Source organism: Streptomyces sp. NPDC006476, from assembly GCF_040612015.1.
Classification (GTDB): domain Bacteria; phylum Actinomycetota; class Actinomycetes; order Streptomycetales; family Streptomycetaceae; genus Streptomyces; species Streptomyces griseorubiginosus_B.
In genome coordinates this window covers 1-17,431 of record NZ_JBEXPK010000025.1, presented here as the reverse complement: position 1 = coordinate 17,431, position 17,431 = coordinate 1, and the positions used below count along the sequence as shown (strand labels likewise).

The 17,431-nt window shown below is 71.1% G+C and carries 17 protein-coding genes and 1 pseudogene; 12 read left to right on the top strand and 6 right to left on the bottom strand.

The annotated features are described in order from the left end of the window. Positions 1 to 89: 89 nt before the first annotated feature. Positions 90 to 725, top strand: coding sequence for a uracil phosphoribosyltransferase (gene upp / locus ABZZ74_RS26930; RefSeq protein ID WP_356769112.1), 636 nt, complete (start codon positions 90 to 92; stop codon positions 723 to 725). Between the two features lie 131 nt (positions 726 to 856). Here the strand turns inward: upp and ABZZ74_RS26925 are convergent, their stop codons facing one another. Together ABZZ74_RS26925 and ABZZ74_RS26920 are read right to left on the bottom strand one after the other, a co-directional pair. Continuing rightward, the gene (locus tag ABZZ74_RS26925; RefSeq protein ID WP_356769110.1) at positions 857 to 1,495 is read right to left on the bottom strand and encodes a LytR C-terminal domain-containing protein; all 639 of its coding nucleotides are present in this window, start codon (positions 1,493 to 1,495) and stop codon (positions 857 to 859) included. A 112-nt stretch (positions 1,496 to 1,607) separates the two neighbouring features. Beyond that, entirely contained in the window at positions 1,608 to 1,904 is a 297-nt protein-coding gene (locus tag ABZZ74_RS26920; RefSeq protein WP_003999914.1) for a type II toxin-antitoxin system VapB family antitoxin, read from the bottom strand. Between the two features lie 104 nt (positions 1,905 to 2,008). On the opposite strand from ABZZ74_RS26920, the gene ABZZ74_RS26915 reads away from it, so the two are divergent. Beyond that, positions 2,009 to 3,598 carry a helicase HerA-like domain-containing protein gene (locus ABZZ74_RS26915; protein ID WP_356769108.1) on the top strand — a complete coding sequence of 530 codons (1,590 nt, stop codon included), beginning with the start codon at positions 2,009 to 2,011 and terminating at the stop codon, positions 3,596 to 3,598. Positions 3,599 to 3,616: 18 nt separating this feature from the next. Here ABZZ74_RS26915 and ABZZ74_RS26910 read toward each other — a convergent pair whose 3' ends face one another. The 4 genes and pseudogenes from ABZZ74_RS26910 to ABZZ74_RS26895 all read right to left on the bottom strand — a co-directional run bounded on the left by ABZZ74_RS26910 (position 3,617) and on the right by ABZZ74_RS26895 (position 5,206). Then, positions 3,617 to 3,739 carry a hypothetical protein gene (locus ABZZ74_RS26910; protein ID WP_356769106.1) on the bottom strand — a complete coding sequence of 41 codons (123 nt, stop codon included), beginning with the start codon at positions 3,737 to 3,739 and terminating at the stop codon, positions 3,617 to 3,619. A gap of 47 nt (positions 3,740 to 3,786) precedes the next feature. Beyond that, a complete protein-coding gene (locus ABZZ74_RS26905; protein ID WP_356769104.1) occupies positions 3,787 to 4,089 on the bottom strand; it encodes a hypothetical protein in 303 nt (100 codons plus the stop codon). Between the two features lie 158 nt (positions 4,090 to 4,247). Then, positions 4,248 to 4,543, bottom strand: a pseudogene (locus tag ABZZ74_RS26900) (DUF308 domain-containing protein); the annotation flags it as partial. Between the two features lie 60 nt (positions 4,544 to 4,603). After that, positions 4,604 to 5,206: an HhH-GPD-type base excision DNA repair protein gene (locus ABZZ74_RS26895; protein WP_356769102.1), complete on the bottom strand. Its 603-nt coding sequence runs from the start codon at positions 5,204 to 5,206 to the stop codon at positions 4,604 to 4,606. 139 nt (positions 5,207 to 5,345) lie between these two features. On the opposite strand from ABZZ74_RS26895, the gene ABZZ74_RS26890 reads away from it, so the two are divergent. The 10 genes from ABZZ74_RS26890 to ABZZ74_RS26845 form a co-directional block, all read left to right on the top strand. Beyond that, positions 5,346 to 7,424, top strand: a complete 2,079-nt coding sequence (locus tag ABZZ74_RS26890; RefSeq protein ID WP_356769100.1) for a penicillin acylase family protein — start codon at positions 5,346 to 5,348, stop codon at positions 7,422 to 7,424. Next, positions 7,417 to 8,025, top strand: coding sequence for a GNAT family N-acetyltransferase (locus tag ABZZ74_RS26885; RefSeq protein WP_356769098.1), 609 nt, complete (start codon positions 7,417 to 7,419; stop codon positions 8,023 to 8,025). The genes ABZZ74_RS26890 and ABZZ74_RS26885 overlap by 8 nt, the downstream gene beginning before the upstream one ends. Then, complete coding sequence (locus ABZZ74_RS26880; RefSeq protein WP_356769096.1) at positions 8,022 to 8,498, top strand: cupin domain-containing protein; 477 nt, start codon at positions 8,022 to 8,024, stop codon at positions 8,496 to 8,498. The genes ABZZ74_RS26885 and ABZZ74_RS26880 overlap by 4 nt, the downstream gene beginning before the upstream one ends. Beyond that, positions 8,495 to 9,253, top strand: a complete 759-nt coding sequence (locus ABZZ74_RS26875) for an SDR family NAD(P)-dependent oxidoreductase (protein ID WP_356769094.1) — start codon at positions 8,495 to 8,497, stop codon at positions 9,251 to 9,253. Before ABZZ74_RS26880 ends, ABZZ74_RS26875 begins: the two co-directional genes overlap by 4 nt. Before the next feature lie 129 nt (positions 9,254 to 9,382). Continuing rightward, the gene (locus ABZZ74_RS26870) at positions 9,383 to 11,350 is read left to right on the top strand and encodes a copper resistance protein CopC (protein WP_356769302.1); all 1,968 of its coding nucleotides are present in this window, start codon (positions 9,383 to 9,385) and stop codon (positions 11,348 to 11,350) included. Between the two features lie 214 nt (positions 11,351 to 11,564). Then, positions 11,565 to 12,881 (top strand): ABC transporter substrate-binding protein, encoded by a 1,317-nt coding sequence (locus ABZZ74_RS26865; RefSeq protein ID WP_356769092.1) that lies wholly within the window; start codon positions 11,565 to 11,567, stop codon positions 12,879 to 12,881. Positions 12,882 to 12,895: 14 nt separating this feature from the next. Further along, a complete protein-coding gene (locus tag ABZZ74_RS26860) occupies positions 12,896 to 13,873 on the top strand; it encodes a sugar ABC transporter permease (RefSeq protein WP_356769090.1) in 978 nt (325 codons plus the stop codon). Then, on the top strand, positions 13,870 to 14,754 hold the full coding sequence (locus ABZZ74_RS26855) for a carbohydrate ABC transporter permease (RefSeq protein WP_356769088.1): 885 nt from the start codon (positions 13,870 to 13,872) through the stop codon (positions 14,752 to 14,754). Before ABZZ74_RS26860 ends, ABZZ74_RS26855 begins: the two co-directional genes overlap by 4 nt. Positions 14,755 to 14,793: 39 nt before the next feature. Beyond that, positions 14,794 to 16,107, top strand: coding sequence for a glycoside hydrolase family 36 protein (locus ABZZ74_RS26850; RefSeq protein WP_356769300.1), 1,314 nt, complete (start codon positions 14,794 to 14,796; stop codon positions 16,105 to 16,107). 8 nt (positions 16,108 to 16,115) lie between these two features. Further along, positions 16,116 to 17,431: beta-galactosidase (locus ABZZ74_RS26845; protein ID WP_356769298.1), on the top strand; the 1,316-nt coding region annotated here is incomplete at its 3' end.

The window sequence follows — 17,431 nt, the reverse complement described above, 5'->3', positions numbered from 1 at the left end:
CCACCCCGACGTGCGTCTCTCCCACTTTCCCCCTGATGGGCGGTTTGATGCCAGCGCGAGGGCGCCCCGAGCGCGGTTACTGTTAGGTCATGCGTCTCCACGTCGTCGACCACCCCCTGGTCGCCCACAAGCTCACCACGCTGCGCGACCAGCGCACGGACTCCGCGACCTTCCGCCGTCTCGCCGACGAGCTGGTCACCCTGCTCGCCTACGAGGCCACGCGCGACGTGCGCACGGAGGCCATCGACATCGAGACCCCGGTCGCCCGGACCACCGGTGTGAAGCTGTCCCGGCCGCGCCCGCTGGTCGTGCCGATCCTGCGGGCCGGCCTCGGCATGCTGGACGGCATGGTCCGGCTGCTGCCGACCGCCGAGGTGGGCTTCCTGGGCATGATCCGCAACGAGGAGACGCTGCAGGCGTCCACGTACGCCTCCCGCATGCCCGAGGATCTCTCCGGCCGCCAGGTCTACGTCCTGGACCCCATGCTGGCCACGGGCGGCACCCTGGTGGCCGCGATCCAGGAGCTGATCAAGCGCGGCGCGGACGACGTGACGGCCGTGGTCCTGCTGGCCGCCCCCGAGGGCGTCGAACTCATGGAACGCGAACTGGCCGGCACGCCGGTCACGGTCGTCACCGCGGCGGTGGACGAGCGCCTGAACGAGCACGGCTACATCGTGCCGGGCCTGGGAGATGCCGGGGATCGTCTGTACGGAGCGGCTGAATAGGCGGCACCTGTCGCGCCCCTGCAGGGGCGCGGGGCTGTGTCGAATGTGCGGCTACCGCCGCGTGGGCGCGATCAGCCACAACGGACCAGCACCCGCCGAACGGCCGCACCCCTACGGCGCGAAGGCGAAGCTCAGCAGCCCTTCTTCGAGGACGCCGGCACAGGTGAGGCACCGGACAGCGCGGCCAGCGCCTTGTCGGCGTCCGCCTTGGCCGTGAGGTTCTTGAACGCGTCCCCGATGATCAGGTCGACGTCGGTGCCCTTGCGGGTGTCGGTGCGCTTCTCGGCGGAGACCAGCTGCGTGCCGAGCACGGGCAGCGAGGTGTTCACCGCGGACGCGGGGCCGAGCAGTATCCCGGCGCCCTTGACCTTCTTGTCGTAGTCCTTGCTCGCGTTGCCCACGTCGCCGATCTTGAAGCCGCGCTTCCGCAGCTCGTCGGCCGTGCTCTTGGCCAGCCCGCTGCGGGTGGTGGCGTTGTAGACGTTCACGGTGATCTGCGCGGGCTTCGGCAGAGAGCCGGAAGCCTTCGCCGACGCGCTCACCCGCGTGGAGCAGTCCGACTTGGGTCCCGCGGCGGACGCCTTCTTGCCGCCGCCGGTGAAGACGTCGATGAGCTGCAGCGTGCCCCAGCCGATCACCCCGAGCGCGACGACGGAGGCCACCACGGCGAGCACCAGCCGACCGCGCCTGCGGCGCTGTCGCATCCGTGGGTACTTGTCCCCCGTGATCCGGTACTTCCCGCCCATGCCCGGGGGAGTCAGCATGCTCATGAGCGCAGCGTAGTGCGCCTGAGCGACGATGCCTACTAGATGATCATTCGACGCCGCACAGGTGAACCCGAAAGGGCCAAGCCTTTACCGAACCGCCTCACCGCGGTGCGCGTCAGTCCAGCTCGAGCACGCGCGCGTGCAGTACCTGGCGCTGCTGGAGCGCCGCCCGCACCGCGCGGTGGAGGCCGTCCTCCAGGTACAGATCGCCCTGCCACTTGACGACATGGGCGAACAGATCGCCGTAGAAGGTCGAGTCCTCGGCCAGGAGGGTTTCCAGGTCGAGCTGCCCCTTGGTCGTCACGAGCTGATCGAGGCGGACCGGGCGCGGCGCGACGTCCGCCCACTGCCGGGTGCTTTCCCGGCCGTGGTCGGGGTACGGCCGGCCGTTTCCGATGCGCTTGAAGATCACACGGAAAGCCTACCGGTCCAGACGTTCCGGGCGCAGCCATGGAGCCGGAGTGCGACGCTGGAAAAGACGTCGCAAAGCCGGGCATAAGGGAACTGGGGTCCGAGATGAGTGACAGCGAGACCATGCCTGAGGCCACCGCTCCCGAGGCACCCGGAAGCGCGCCCGCCCTGCCCCGCGAGGCCCTGGAGATCGCCTCCGGCTACGCCTTCTCGGGACCGGCCCTCGACCTGGGCGCCCTGCTCTGGGACGGCACCTGTCTGCCGGACGCGCAGGTCCGCATCCCGCTGCCGATGCTCAACCGCCACGGCCTGGTCGCGGGCGCCACCGGCACCGGCAAGACCAAGACCCTCCAGCTGATCGCCGAGCAGCTCTCGGCGCAGGGCGTGCCGGTGTTCCTGGCCGACGTCAAGGGCGACCTGTCCGGGATCTCCGCGCCGGGGCAGCCGAACGACCGGGTGACGGGACGCGCCGCCGAGGTCCATCAGCACTGGACGCCGGCCGGTTTCCCGGCCGAGTTCTACGCCCTCGGCGGACTCGGTCACGGCATCCCCGTACGGGCCACGATCACCAGCTTCGGCCCGGTGCTGCTGTCGAAGGTGCTCCAGCTCAACCAGACCCAGGAGCAGTCCCTCGGGCTGATCTTCCACTACGCCGACCAGAAAGGGCTGGAACTGATCGATCTGAAGGACCTGAGGGCGGTCGTCGCCTTCCTCACCTCCGACGAGGGCAAGGCGGAGCTGAAGACCATCGGCGGGCTGTCCACCGCCACGGCCGGCGTCATCCTCCGCTCCCTGACCGCCTTCGAGGCGCAGGGCATGGCGGACTTCTTCGGGGAACCGGAGTTCGACACGGCCGACCTGCTGCGGAGGGCGCCGGACGGGCGGGGCGTGGTCTCGGTCCTGGAACTGCCCGCCGTGCAGGACAGGCCGCAGCTGTTCTCCACCTTCCTGATGTGGCTGCTGGCCGATCTCTTCCACGACCTGCCCGAGGTCGGCGATGCCGACAAACCGAAGCTGGTCTTCTTCTTCGACGAGGCGCATCTGCTCTTCGACGACGCCTCGAAGGCCTTCCTGGACTCGATCACCCAGACCGTCCGGCTGATTCGCTCGAAAGGGGTCGGCGTCTTCTTCGTCACCCAGACTCCGAAGGATGTACCGTCCGACGTCCTCGGCCAGCTCGGCAACCGCGTCCAGCACGCGCTCAGGGCCTTCACGCCCGACGACCAGAAGGCCCTGAAGGCCACGGTGAAGACCTTCCCCAACTCCGCCTACGACCTGGAGGAGCTGCTCACCGGGCTCGGCACGGGCGAGGCCGTCGTGACCGTCCTCAGCGAGAAGGGCGCCCCGACCCCGGTCGCGGCGACACGGCTGCGCGCCCCCGGGTCCCTGATGGGCCCCGTCGACGCGGGCGCCCTCGACCAGGCGGTGAGGTCCTCGCAGCTGTACGGACGTTACGCACAGGCTGTGGACAGGGAGTCGGCGTACGAGAAGCTGACGTCCGGCAAGCCCGCTGGTGCCAAGGGGCCGGACGAGATGAGGGAGGCGGCCCGGGCGCCGAAGTCCCAACCCCAGCCGTCCGTTGTCGAACAGGTCGTCGACAGCGGCATGTTCAAGTCGCTGGCCCGTTCCGTCGGCACGCAGATCGGGCGCGAGATCACCCGCTCCCTGTTCGGGACGGCCCGGCGGAGGCGCTGACCCCGCCGGGCCGTCGGGTCAGCGGTCCCGTTCCTGCGGGGACCGCTCGGGCTCCGGTCGCTTCACTTCCGGTTTCGGTGCGCTGCGCGCGGCCTCGGCGCGCAGCAGGGCGCGCAGGACCGCGTACGGGTCGGTGGGCATGGCTGTGTTCCTCGCGTAGCTGCTGACTCTTCCCGGAGCGGGGTCTGTCAGCAGCGCAGGACCACGGTGCGCAGGGCGTGCGGTGCCCGGGGCAGGACGGTCGTCGCGGGCACCCCGGGCTCGTCGGGAGCCGGGTCCGGCAGCGGCGCGGGCCGCAGGGGTACGACCGCCCGGGCTGCGGCGCGGACCACGGGAGGCAGGGCCGCCTCGGCCGCGTCGCACTGGACGCACTCGGCCGACACCGGGACCGCAGCGGCCGTGTGCGTCTCGCCGGGCACCAGGAGGGCGAGCAGCAGCACGAGGACCCGCAGCCAGGTGCGGCTGCGGCGGAGGTGTCGTGCGGCGCTCACGCCAGGTGTCTGCCCCGACACGCCCAGTGATCGACCTGTCGGGCACCGGATCCGCCCGTACGGGCTACACCGCGCGCAGGACCCGTTCCGCCAGGCGCGGGGTGCGGAACGCGGTGACGATGTCGGCCACACCGCCCGCGACCGGTCGGATGGGGGCGGGTGCCGAAGGCCGCGACGAGCTGGAAAACGCCGCCGGATCAGGAGGTAGAGGCCGAACAGAGCGCCGGTCTTGAGGAGGGAGCGCCCGGGCGGACGAGGACCAGGACACCGAGGGGCAGGGAGGCGGCGCCGATGACCAGGACGACCTGCCAGGCGGCCTGGGAGAGGGCGTGCAGGGGGTCCTCGAAGAGCGGTTCCGGTGCGTGCGTGCCCGGGGCGGGGCAGGGCGCGGTGGCGTGGGCTTGCGGTCGTCGTGCTGCGCCCCTCAAGGGGCAGTGGTCGGCGGGTCGGTCATGTTTCACGCATGGACCGCCGCGGGATGCCGCGCCACCTCTGGGGGCCGGTCGACCGGCCCCTATGTCCCGGCCGACTTCGCCGACTTCGCGGCCTTGGCGGCCGCCTTCATCTCCTGTTTGTGTGCCCGCACCCTCCCCAGCGACTCGGGTCCGGTGATGTCGGCGACGGACCGGAAGGACTCCGCCTCGCCGTAGGCCCCGGCGGCCTCCCGCCACCCCTCGGGCGTCACGCCCAGCTGCTTGCCGAGCAGGGCGAGGAAGATCTGCGCCTTCTGCCTGCCGAAGCCGGGCAGCTCCTCCAGGCGCCGCAGCAGCTCACGCCCGTCGGCCACGCCCTTCCACACCAGCTCGGCGTTGCCGTCGTAGTGCTCCACCAGGTACTGGCACAGCTGCTGGATCCGCTTGGCCATCGAACCGGGGTAGCGGTGCACGGCCGGCTTCTCGGAGAGGACCGCGGCGAAGGCCTCCGGGTCCTGCGCGGCGATCTCGTGCGCGTCCAGGTCGTCGGCGCCGAGCCGGTCCGCGATGGTGCGGGGTCCCTTGAACGCCCACTCCATCGGGACCTGCTGGTCCAGCAGCATCCCGACCAGCGCGGCGAGCGGGGACCGCCCGAGGAGCGCGTCGGCCGCGGGGTCCTGGGCGAGGTGAAGGGTGACGTCCATGCCACCGATCATGCCTCGGTACGGGGCGGAGCTCCACGTGAGCGCGGGGCCCGGCCCCCTGCCTCATCGACCCCGCACGGCTCCCGTACGATTCGGGCACAGAATATTAGGCAAGCCTTACCTAAGAGTTGGGGGCAGGGTGGCGACCGAGATCCACCGGGACGCATGGGGCATTCCGCATCTGCGGGCCGGCGGCGTCCGTGAACTCGCCCGCGCGCAGGGGGTGGTGACCGCCCGGGACCGGGCCTGGCAGCTGGAGGTCGAACGGCACCGTGCCCAGGGCACCTCGGCCTCCTTCTTGGGGCCTGAGGCGCTGTCCTGGGACGTGTTCGCCCGTCGCGCCCGCCTCGACGACACCGCCCGGCGCTGCTGGACGGCCCTGGAGGAACGGGACCCGGAGACCGCGGAGTGGGTGGCCGCGTACGTCGACGGCGTCAACCGGGAACTGACCGCCACCACCGCCCCCGAGTTCGCCCGGACCGGCCTCGCCCCCGGCCGCTGGGAGCCCTGGACCCCGCTCGGCGTCTGGCTCGCGACGCACATCCTGTTCGCTGGGTTCCCGGCGAAACTCTGGCGCGAGCAGGCGGTACGGCACCTGGGGCCGGCGTCGGTGGCCCTGTTCGCCACGGACGGGCCCGCCACCGCCGGCAGCAACGGCTGGCTGGTCGGCGGGGCGCGGACCACTACCGGGCACGCGGTGATCGCCGGCGACCCGCACCGCTTCATCGAGGACCCCGGCGTCTACCAGCAGATCCATCTCTCCTGTCCCGACTTCGACGTCGTCGGCCTCGCCGTCCCCGGCGTCCCGGGCATCGCCCACTTCGGCCACACCGGCACGGTCGCCTGGGCCATCACCAACGCCATGGCCGACTACCAGGACCTCTACCGGGAGCGGCTCCGGCGGACGGGCGCGGGTGTGGAGGCCCTGGGCCCGGACGGGGAGTGGCGGCGGGCGTCGAGGCAGGTGGAGACCGTGGCGGTGGCGGGGGAGGCGCCCGTCGAGGTCGAGGTGCTCGAGACGGAACGGGGGCCGGTGATCGCCGGGGGCCCGGAGGGGCTCGAGGGCGGGGTGCCGGACGACGAACCCCTGGCGCTCGCCCTGCGCTATCCGCCCCGGGTGACCCAGGACCTCGGTTTCGGCGCCCTCCTCCCCCTCCTCAGGGCCCGCCGGGTCGCCGATGTCGACCAGGCCCTGGACCTGTGGGCCGAGCCCGTCAACGTCGTCCTGGCCGCCGACACCGAGGGCGGAGTCCTGCACCGGGTCGCCGGCCACGTCCCCCTGCGCTCCGAGGCCAACCGCACCCGCCTCGTCCCCGCCTGGGAGCCCGGCCACGAGTGGCGCGGCCGGCACGGGACACCCTGCGCCGAACTCACCGGCGCTATCGCGGTGATGGCCAACCAGCGCGGTCTCGCCACCCCCCTCGGTGTCGAGTTCGCCCCGCCCCACCGCGCCGACCGCATCGCCGCCCTGCTCGCGGGGAAGGACCGCTGGTCGGCCGCCGACATGCCCGCCATCCACCGGGACACCCATCTCGCCTCCGCCGCACCCCTGTTGGACCACCTCGCGGCCCTGACGGACCTGTCCCCCGCGGCCGCCGCCCTCCGCGACCGTCTCCTGGCCTGGAACCGCCGGATGGACGCGGACAGCACCGACGCGGCCCGCTACGCGGCCGTGCGCGGAGCGGTCGTACGGCATCTCGCCGCACACCCCGCCTTCGCCGCACTGGCGGTCCCGCCCGCCTACCCGGAGGTCCTCCTCCCCTGGCTCGCCCTGCTCCCCCGCATCGCCTTCGCCCTCGAACACCTGCTGCGCGCCGAGGAGTTGTACGGCGTCGACCGGCCCGCTGCGGTGGCGGCGGCCCTGGAGGAGGTGGCCGCCCGGCCGCCCGCCGCTCCCTGGGGCGCGAGCCATCGGCTCGCCCCGTGGCGGGCGCTCACCACCTCCTCGTACGACGAACCCGGTCTCTCCGGCGACCACGACTGTGTGCTGTGCACCTCGGCCGTTCCCGGGCTGACCGACCTGAGCGCGCGAGGCCCCGCCGCCCGCTACGTGTGGGACCTGGCGCGGCGGGAGGACAGCCGGTGGGTGGTGCCCTTCGGGGCCTCCGGGGTGCCCGGCTCGCCCCACCACCGCGATCAACTCCCCCGGTGGGTCGAGGGGGATCTCCTCCCGGTCGTCACCGACTTCGAGCAGCTCACCAAGGAGAGCGATGTCTGATCCGTACGAGGCCCGAGCCGCCGTCCACGAGCAGCGGCTGGACGGTTTCGGCACCGTCCGGGTCCTGCCGCTGGACCCGCAGGCGGACGCGGAGGTCGTCCATCGCTGGGTCAGCGAGGAGCGGGCCGTGTTCTGGGGGATGAACGGGCTCGGCCGGGAGCAGGTCGCCGAGATCTACGCGCACATGGCCCCTCTCGCCACCCATCACGCCTTCCTGGTCGTCAGGGACGGCGACCCGGTGGCGCTGCTGCAGACCTACGAGCCGGAGGCCGACCGTGTCAGCGAGTGCTACGAGGTGCGGGACGGGGACATCGGGGTCCATCTGCTGCTCGCGCCGGCGGGGGAGGGCGGTGCCCGGTCCGGGTGGTCGGGTTCGCTGCTCACGGCCGTGACGGCGTACGTCCTGCCGGGGCTCGGCCGGCGCCGGATCGTCGTCGACCCCGATGTGCGCAACGAGAAGGCGATCGCCCGTTTCCTGCGGCAGGGCTTCGAGGCGGGCCCGGTGGTCGTGCTGCCGGAGATCGACCTCCCCGACGTGCACCTGCCCGAGAAGACGGCTCAACTGGCATTTCTCGACCGGACGGTAGCCTTCCCCGGGTGACTCCCGAAGAGCTCATCACCCATTACGGCCTGGAGCCGATCCCGCGCGAGGGCGGCCTGTTCCGCCAGACCTGGGCGGGACCCGAGCGACCCGACGGACGGCCCGAGGGGACGGCGATCGTCGCGCTGCTCACGGCGGACGACTTCTCCGCCCTCCACCGCCTGCCGACCGACGAGATCTGGCACTTCTACCTCGGCGACCCGCTCGAACTCCTCCTCCTCGCCCCCGACGGCACCTCCCGGACGACGGTCCTCGGACCGGACGTACTGGGGGGCCAGCAGATCCAGTTCACCGTGCCGGCCGGCACCTGGATGGGCGGGCGGGTCCTCGCGGGTGGGGCGTCGTGGACCCTGTTCGGGTGCACGATGGCGCCCGGATTCACCTTCGAGGGCTACGAGCACGGGGACGCGGCCGCTCTCACGGCGCGTTATCCCGACCGGGCGGCCCAGATCGCGGGACTGTGCCGTCCATGAGCTTGCTCGAAGGACAGGTCGCCCTGGTCACCGGCGCGGGCGGCGGCATCGGACGAGGTATCGCGCTGCGGTTCGCCGAGGAGGGGGCGGCGGTCGCCGTCCACTGTCGTACGGCGGTGGAGGCGGCCGGTGAACTGGCCGCGCGGATCGAGGACTCGGGCGGCCGGGCCGTCGTCCTGCGAGGTGATCTCAGCGACGAGGACGTGTGCCGGCGGGTGGTGGGCGAGGCGGCCGAGTGGGGCGGCGGGCTGCACGCGCTGGTCAACAACGCGGCCGTACAGCCGACCCAGGAACTGCCCGGGATGACGGCCGGTGACTGGCGGGCGGTCGTGGACACCAACCTGTCGAGCGTGTTCGCCTGCACGCAGGCCGCCGCGGAGGTCATGCGGGAGCGGGACGGCGGGTCCGTGACCCACATCGCCTCCATCGAGGCGCGCCAACCGGCCGCGCTGCACGCGCACTACAGCGCCTCCAAGGCGGCCGTCGTGATGCACGCCCGGTCGGCGGCGCTGGAGTACGGGCGGTTCGGCATCCGCGTCAACACCGTCTCGCCCGGTCTGATCGGACGTGAAGGGCTGGAGGAGGCCTGGCCGGAGGGCGTGGAGCGGTGGCAACGGGCCGTGCCGCTCGGGCGGTTGGGGCGGGCGGAGGACGTGGGGGACGCCTGCGTGTTCCTGGCCTCGCGGCTTGCCTCCTGGGTGACCGGGCACGATCTGCTCGTCGACGGCGGGGTGTGCGCACGGCCCACGTGGTGAGCACACGGCGGCTCGCGTCCGTACCTGTCGGGAAGGCGGCAAGTCCGACGACGGAGAGACGACGTGGAGTGTGAGGGTGTGGACGGCCGGGGGCTCCGGCGACTCGACCGGCGCGGGCTCAGGGGGTTGGTGCTGCTGGGCGCCCTCCTCCTGCTGGTCCTCGGCGGCGCGGGAGCCGCGTCGGCCCACGCGGCCCTCAAGTCCACCGACCCCGAGGACGGAACGGTCCTGAAGTCGGCCCCGCAGCGCATCACCCTCACCTTCACCGAGTCCGTCGGCCTGCTCGACGACTCCTTCCGGGTCCTCGACCCCGACAACCGCCGGGTCCGCATCGGCGAGGCCGGGCACGCGCAGGGCCGCTCCGACACGGCGAGCGTGACCCTGCCGGCGAAGCTGGCGCAGGGGACGTACGTGGTGGCCTGGAGGGTGGTGTCGGCGGACAGCCACCCCGTGGGCGGCGCGTTCACCTTCTCCGTCGGCAAACCTTCCGCGACGACGGCGAGCGCCGACACGGGTCCCGTCGAGAACCCGGCGACCCAGAGCCTGTACAACATCGGCCGCTATCTGGCCTACCTCGCCGTGGCCCTGGTGATCGGCACGGCCGCCTTCGTCCTGCTGTGCCGCCCGACGGACATGCGCCCGCTGCGGAAACCGCTGGTGGTGGGCTGGTGGATCCTGCTGGGCACCACCGTGGGCCTGCTGGTGCTGCGCGCCCCGTACGAGAACGGCACGGGCCCGGCGACGGCCTTCGACACGGCCGCCTTCACCCGGACCCTCACCGGCCGTCCGGGCCTGGCCCTGCTGGCCCGGCTCACCCTGCTGCTGCTCGCGGCCGTTGCGTACGTACTGCTTCGCAAACACCCCGCGCGGGCGCGCCTGTTGCCGACGGCAGGGGCGGAGGAGGCCGGGCGCGGCGGGAGCGAGGAGCCGCCGGCCGGCAGGCAGGACGCAGGCGAGTCCGGCACCCGGTCCGAGGGCGCAGAACGTGAGGACCCCTCACAGGCTTCCACCGAGCCTCCGGGCGCCCAGGGGACGCCGGCCCCCCGCCAGGCCCTCCAGGAGCCCGACAGCCCCGTTCCCGGTGCCCTCCGGGGCACTCCGCGCCTCCCGCTCCTCGCCGCCACCGCCTTCACCGTGGCCCTCGCCCTCACCTGGGCCGCCGCCGAACACGCCTCGGCGGGCATCCAGGTGCCCGCGGCGATGGTGTCCACGGTGCTGCACCTGCTGGCCATGGCGGTCTGGCTGGGCGGCCTCACGGCGCTGCTGATCCAGCTGCACCGCACCGAGGTCCCCGCTTTCGTCGTGGCCCGCTTCTCCCGCGTGGCCTTCGTCTGCGTGACCGTCCTGGTCGCCACCGGCGTCTACCAGTCCTGGCGCGGCCTCGGCTCCTGGAGCGCGCTCACCGGGACGACGTACGGCCGTCTGCTGCTCGTCAAGCTGGCCGCCGTGGTGCTGCTGCTGGCGGCCGCGCAGGTCTCGCGCCGCTGGACGGCCCGGCTGGTCACCGCGGGCGCCGAGACGGTCGTACGGGAACGGGTGCCGGAGCCCGTGGGCGGCCCGCCGCTGCCCGACGCGCCGGACGCGCCCGCGATCGCCGCCGACGGCTCCGCCCCGCGCCGCAACCTCCGCCGGTCGGTGCTCGCCGAGGTCGCCGTCGGCGTCGTCGTGCTGGTGATCACCACCGTGCTCGGCGGCACCTTGCCGGGACGCGCGGCGGCCGAGGCGGAGGCCGCCCCCGCGACCGCGGGCGGGCTGCCCGCGGCCTCCGTCACGACGGTGCCCTTCGACGTCGGCACGCCCGGGGCGCACGGCAAGGTGCAGATCACCCTCGACCCGGGCCGAGTCGGCGACAACTCCGTGCAGGCCGTGGTCTTCGGCCCCGACGACGGCATCGTCAGCATCCCCGAGCTGCGGCTCTCGTTCACCCTGCCCGCCCAGAAGGTCGGCCCGCTCGACGCGAAACTCACCGATCAGGGCGGCTACTGGGGGACCAACTCGGTCACCCTGCCCCTCGCCGGGACCTGGACGATGAACGTCACGGTCAGGACATCCGACATTGATCAGGTGACGGTCTCGAAGACTGTGCGTATCCAGTAAGTCACCCTGCGTCCCGATCTGTTCGAATGCCCGAACGGGATGATCACAAGTGTGTCGGTTACGTTTCCACAAAGCTCTAGGGCAGCTCTTGACCCATGACCGGATATGGGGCTGTTATTACCGCCACGATGTTCGGTCGAGTTGATTTCTGGTCGGTTTCGACTTGTTTCGACGTGGCGCAGTGGCGGCCGAACCCTGCCTTCAGGAGCCGTACATGGACCTCTCCCCCTCGGGCCTCTCTCTTCCTTCGCCCAGCCGGCGCAGTGTGCTGCGTGGTGTGGGTGGTGCCGCGCTGCTTGCCGGTGCGGGTATCCCGTTGCTGAGTGCCTGTGGCAGCAGCGGGAGCAGTTCGTCGGATGCCAAGACCGTCAGCCTCGGCTCCAACTCCTCCGACGCGGTGCCCAAGAAGGCGTTCGCGGAGATCTACGCCGCCTTCACGAAGAAGACGGGCGTCAAGGTCGACGTGAACACGAAGGACCACAACACCTTCCAGGAGCAGATCAACTCGTATCTGCAGGGCACGCCGGACGACGTGTTCACCTGGTTCGCGGGCTACCGCATGCAGTTCTTCGCGGCCAAGAACCTCGCCTCGCCGATCGACGACGTGTGGCAGACCATCGGGGGCAACTTCCCCGACGCGATGAAGCAGCTGTCCAAGGGCGAGGACGGCAAGTACTACTTCGTGCCGCTGTACACGTACCCGTGGGCGCTGTTCTACCGCAAGAGCGTCTTCCAGCAGCACGGCTACCAGATCCCGACCACGTGGGACCAGCTGGTCGCGCTGTGCAAGCAGATGAAGAAGGACGGGCTGGTCCCGATCGCGTTCGGTGACAAGGACGCCTGGCCGGCGATGGGCACCTTCGACCAGATCAACTTCCGTCTCAACGGCTACGACTTCCACAAGTCGCTGATGGCGGGCAAGGAGTCGTGGACCGACCCGAAGGTCAAGGCGGTCTTCGACCACTGGTCGGAGCTGCTGCCCTACCACCAGGACGGCTTCATGGGCCGCACCTGGCAGGACGCGGCGCAGACGCTGGTGTCGAAGAAGGCGGGCATGTACCTGCTGGGCACGTTCGTGGCGCAGCAGTTCACCAACAAGGCCGACGCGGACGACCTGGACTTCTTCGCCTTCCCCGAGATGAACTCGGCGTTCGGGCAGGACACGGTGGAGGCGCCCACCGACGGTTTCATGGTCTCCAAGGCCCCCAAGAACAAGGCCGGCGCCACCAAGCTGATGGAGTACCTGGGCACGCCGGAGGCCGAGCAGATCTACCTCAAGGCCGACTCCAGCGTGGTGGCCGCCTCCAGCAAGGCCGACACCTCCTCGTACACGCCGCTGCAGAAGAAGGCGTACACGATGATCAGCGGCGCCAAGTCGCTGACGCAGTTCATGGACCGTGACTCGCGGCCGGACTTCACCTCCACGGTGATGCAGCCGGGTCTGCAGAAGTTCCTGCAGAACCCCAAGGGCATCGACAACCTGCTGTCGTCCATCGAACGCCAGAAGAAGCAGATCTTCGCGTCTTCGTGAGCTGAGCGGCCATCTTGAGCATCGACACCAACACGAAGTCCCCGGAGGCGGCCGTGCCGCCTCCGGGGCACGCGCCTGTCACCCAGCGGGTCCGGCGGGGCCATCAGCGCCTGCTGACCCGCCGGGACCGTCTCACGCTCGCCTTCATGGCGGGCGTGCCCACCATCCTGCACGTGGCCCTGGTCTGGGTCACCGCCCTCGCCTCCATCGTCCTGGCCTTCACCAGCTGGGACGGCATCGGCTTCGACTCCATCAAATGGGTCGGCCTGCAGAACTTCCACCAGCTGTTCACCAGCAACCCGCAGTTCTGGCCCGCGGTCCAGCACAACATCATCTGGTTCGTGGTGCTGATCTGCATCCCGACCCCGATGGGGCTCTTCCTCGCCGTCCAGCTGGACAAGAAGATCCGCTTCTCCCGCGTCTACCAGACCGCCTACTTCCTGCCCGTGGTGGTCTCCCTCGCGGTCACCGGGTTCGTGTGGCAGCTGGTCTACAACCCCGACACCGGCCTGATCAACAGCATCATCGGCGCCAACAAGCCCGGCCACTACATCGACTGGATCGGCGACCCCCACCTCAACCTGTGGGCCGTGCTGGTCGCCGCGTCCTGGCGGCACACCGGCTACATGATGATCCTCTACCTGGCCGGCCTGAAGGGCGTCGACCCCTCCCTGCGCGAGGCCTCCGCCCTGGACGGCGCCAACGAGTGGCAGACGTTCAAGAACGTCATCTTCCCCACCCTGCGCCCCACCAACACCGTCGTCCTCGTCGTGACGATCATCGAGGCGCTGCGCGCCTTCGACCTGGTGTTCGTCTTCAACAAGGGCGCCCAGGGCACCGAACTGCTGTCCATCCTGATCACCAACAACATCATCGGCGAGTCCAGCCGGATCGGCTACGGCTCCGCGATCGCCGTGGTCCTGCTGGTGATCTCCCTCGCGGTCATCATCCCCTACCTGATCGCGACCTTCCGCAAGGAGCGCCAGGCATGAGCACCGCTGTCATCACCAAACAGCGCACGCCCGTGCGCCCCGCCCGGATCCTGCTGCACGCGTTTTTGATCACCACGTCGCTGGCCTGGCTGGCGCCGCTGCTGTGGGCGATCTACGCCGCCCTGCGCCCCTATGCGGAGACCAGCGACAAGGGCTATGTGTCCTGGCCCAGCAAGCTGACCCTGGACAACTTCAAGAACGCCTTCACCCAGTCGGACATGCTGCACTACTTCGGCAACACGCTGATCATCGCGGTGCCCGCCGTGCTGCTGACCCTGCTGCTGTCCTCCATGGTGGCCTTCTACGTCTCCCGCTTCGACTTCCGCCTCAACCTCTTCCTGCTGCTGGTCTTCACCGCCGGCAACCTCCTGCCCCAGCAGGTCATCATCACCCCGCTGTACCGCATGTACCTGCTCATCGACCTGCCCGGCATCACGATGAGCGGCAAGCTCTACGACTCCGCCCTCGGCCTGGTCCTCATCCACGTCGCCTTCCAGTCCGGCTTCTGCGCCTTCGTCCTGTCCAACTACATGCGGATGCTGCCGCACGAACTGACCGAGGCCGCCCTCGTCGACGGCGCCTCCGTGTGGCGGATGTACTGGCAGATCGTGCTGCCGCTGTGCAAGCCCGCCATGGCCGCGCTGGCCACCCTGCTGTCGATCTGGATCTACAACGACTTCTTCTGGGCCATCGTGCTGATCTCCACCGGCGAGAACATGCCCATCACCAGCGCCCTGAACAACCTCTCCGGGCAGTACTTCACCGACCCCAACCTCGTCGCCGCCGGCGCCCTCCTCACCGCGATCCCCACCCTGATCGTCTACTTCGTCCTGCAACGCCAGTTCGTCAGCGGCCTCACCCTCGGCGCCAACAAGGGCTGACCCCCTCGACGCCGAGCCCTTCACATGGAAGAGACCCCCGTGCACCACCCCTTCACCCCCGTCGCCTCCGTCCCCGTGGATCCGGCCAACGCCCGTGTCCACGAGGAGGGCTGGCAGTCCTGGAGCCCCAGCGGCGCCTACACCCTCGGTGAGAAGCCGTACCGCCCGACCAACGACAACTGGGCGACGGTCTGTTACCGCCCGGGCGTCACCGTTCCCGAGGGCGTCTTCCAGGGCGAGGGCCTGCTGGCGCTCGATCCCGGTGACGGTTCGCCGACCCGGCTCTGGGCGGCCGTGAACCCCACGGGCGAGGTTCCGTCGATCCGTCTGACGGTGACGGACGGCCTCGCGGAGGTCAGCGCGGACGGCGCGGTGAAGGAGTGGAGGGGCACGGACGTCCAGGAGGCGCTGGGCAGTTGGGCCGAGAGCCTCGGCGTCGAGCCGCCGCGCCCCTCACCGACGGTCTGGTGCTCCTGGTACGAGTACTTCACCGAGGTCACCGAGGACGACATCCACGAGAACCTCCGTGCGATGGACACCCTCGACCTGCCCGTCGACGTGGTGCAGATCGACGACGGCTACCAGAGCGCCCTCGGCGACTGGCTCACCCTCTCCGGCCGCTTCCGCTCCCGTGCGGGCATCGCCGACGCCATCCGGGCGCGCGGCCGACGGGCCGGTATCTGGACGGCCCCCTTCCTGGTCGACCCGGCGAGCGAACTGGCCACCGAGCACCCCGACTGGCTGGTCCACGACACCGACGGCGGCTTCACGCACGCCGGCCGCAACTGGGGCCACGACCTGCGGGTGCTGGACACCACCCACCCCGAGGCGGCGGCCTACCTGACCGAGGTCTTCCGCACCCTGCGCGCCGAGGGCTACGACTACTTCAAGGTCGACTTCCTCTACGCGGGCGCGCTGGAGGGCGTACGGCACGCCTCCGTCGACGCGCTGACGGCGTACCGTTCGGGGATCGAGCTCATCCGTGAGGCGATCGGCCCGGACGCGTACCTGCTCGGCTGCGGGGCGCCCATCCTGCCCTCCATCGGCCTGTTCGACGCGATGCGGGTGAGCCCCGACACGGCCCCGCACCGCCGCCCCGAGGCGGACGACTACAGCCAGCCCGGCCAGGACCCCGCCGAGTTCACCGGCGCCGGCCGCCAGTGGCAGCACGGCCGGTTCTGGATCAACGACCCGGACTGCCTGATGGCCCGCCCGGCTGTGGAGACGCGCGAGCGCTGGGCGGCGCACGTGGCGGCGACCGGCGGCCTGATGGCCTCCAGCGACCGACTGCTGTCCCTGGACGAGTGGGGCGTGGCCACCACGCGCCGTCTGCTGTCGGGAGCCGGGAGGTGAGCCGCGAAGTGAGCCGCGCCCTGAACGTGCCGGGCATCGCTTACGGCGGTGACTACAACCCGGAGCAGTGGCCCGAGGAGGTCTGGGCCGAGGACATGCGCCTGATGGCCGAGGCCGGGGTCACCATGGTCAGCGTCAACATCTTCTCCTGGGCGCTGCTGGAGCCCTCCGAGGGCACCTACGACTTCTCGCGCCTCGACCGCATCCTCGACCTGCTGCACGCCCACGGCATCGCCGCCGACCTCGCGACCCCGACGGCGGCCCCGCCGGCCTGGTTCTTCGTCGCGCATCCGGACGCCCTGCCGGTCGACAAGGACGGCCGCAGGCTGTCGTACGGCAGCCGCCAGACGTTCTGCCCGTCCAGCCCCGCCTACCGCGAGGCGGCCCTGCGGATCACCGGCGAACTGGCCCGGCGCTACGCCGACCACCCGGCCGTGGTGATGTGGCACGTCCACAACGAGTACGGCTGCCACAACGCCGAGTGCTGCTGCGACACCAGCGCCGCGGCCTTCCGCGACTGGCTGCAGGACAGGTACGCGAGCCTGGACGCCCTCAACCACGCCTGGGGCACCACCTTCTGGAGCCAGTGGTACTACGACTGGGACCAGATCCTGCCGCCGCGGGCCACCGGCGCGGTCCCCAACCCCACCCACCAGCTCGACTGGCGCCGCTTCTGCAGCGACGCCCTGCTCTCGCTGTACGAGGCGGAGCGCGACGTCCTGCGGGAGGCGGCCCCGGACACCCCGGCCACCACCAACTTCATGGTGATGTACAACTTCGACGCCCTCGACTACTGGCGCTGGGCCCCGCAGTTGGACATCGTCTCCAACGACCACTACCTCCAATCCGCCGACCCCGAGTCGCAGATCGACATCGCGCTCAGCGGCGACCTGGTCCGCTCGCTGGCGGGCGGCCCCTGGCTGCTGATGGAGCACTCCACCGGCGCGGTCAACTGGCAGCCGGTCAACCGGGCCAAGACGGCGGGGGAGTTGCGCCGCAACGCCCTGTCCCACGTGGCCCGGGGCGCCGACGGCATCGCCTACTTCCAGTGGCGGGCGGCCAAGGCGGGCGCCGAGCAGTGGCACTCCGCGATGCTCCCGCACGCGGGCACGGACAGCCAGATCTGGCGGGACGTCGTCCAACTGGGTTCGGATCTGCGGGCGCTGGCGGAGGTCCGCGGCGCGGTCGGCACCGCCGAAGTCGCCATCGTCTGGGACTGGAACGCCCGTTGGGCGCTGGAACTCCCCTCCCAGCCGAGCGCCGAACTCCACTTCCAGGACCTGGTGCGGGCCTGGTACGAGCCGCTGTGGCGGGCGGGCGTGGC

Bases quoted from the DNA above. Each gene is read 5' to 3' on its own strand.
- ABZZ74_RS26875 (WP_356769094.1), top strand. From the start codon at position 8,495: ATGAGCTTGCTCGAAGGACAGGTCGCCCTGGTCACCGGCGCGGGCGGC.
- ABZZ74_RS26925 (WP_356769110.1), bottom strand. From the start codon at position 1,495: ATGAGCATGCTGACTCCCCCGGGCATGGGCGGGAAGTACCGGATCACG.
- upp (WP_356769112.1), top strand. From the start codon at position 90: ATGCGTCTCCACGTCGTCGACCACCCCCTGGTCGCCCACAAGCTCACC.
- ABZZ74_RS26910 (WP_356769106.1), bottom strand. From the start codon at position 3,739: ATGCCCACCGACCCGTACGCGGTCCTGCGCGCCCTGCTGCGCGCCGAG.
- ABZZ74_RS26855 (WP_356769088.1), top strand. From the start codon at position 13,870: ATGAGCACCGCTGTCATCACCAAACAGCGCACGCCCGTGCGCCCCGCC.
- ABZZ74_RS26865 (WP_356769092.1), top strand. From the start codon at position 11,565: ATGGACCTCTCCCCCTCGGGCCTCTCTCTTCCTTCGCCCAGCCGGCGC.
- ABZZ74_RS26895 (WP_356769102.1), bottom strand. From the start codon at position 5,206: ATGGACGTCACCCTTCACCTCGCCCAGGACCCCGCGGCCGACGCGCTC.
- ABZZ74_RS26885 (WP_356769098.1), top strand. From the start codon at position 7,417: ATGTCTGATCCGTACGAGGCCCGAGCCGCCGTCCACGAGCAGCGGCTG.
- ABZZ74_RS26915 (WP_356769108.1), top strand. From the start codon at position 2,009: ATGAGTGACAGCGAGACCATGCCTGAGGCCACCGCTCCCGAGGCACCC.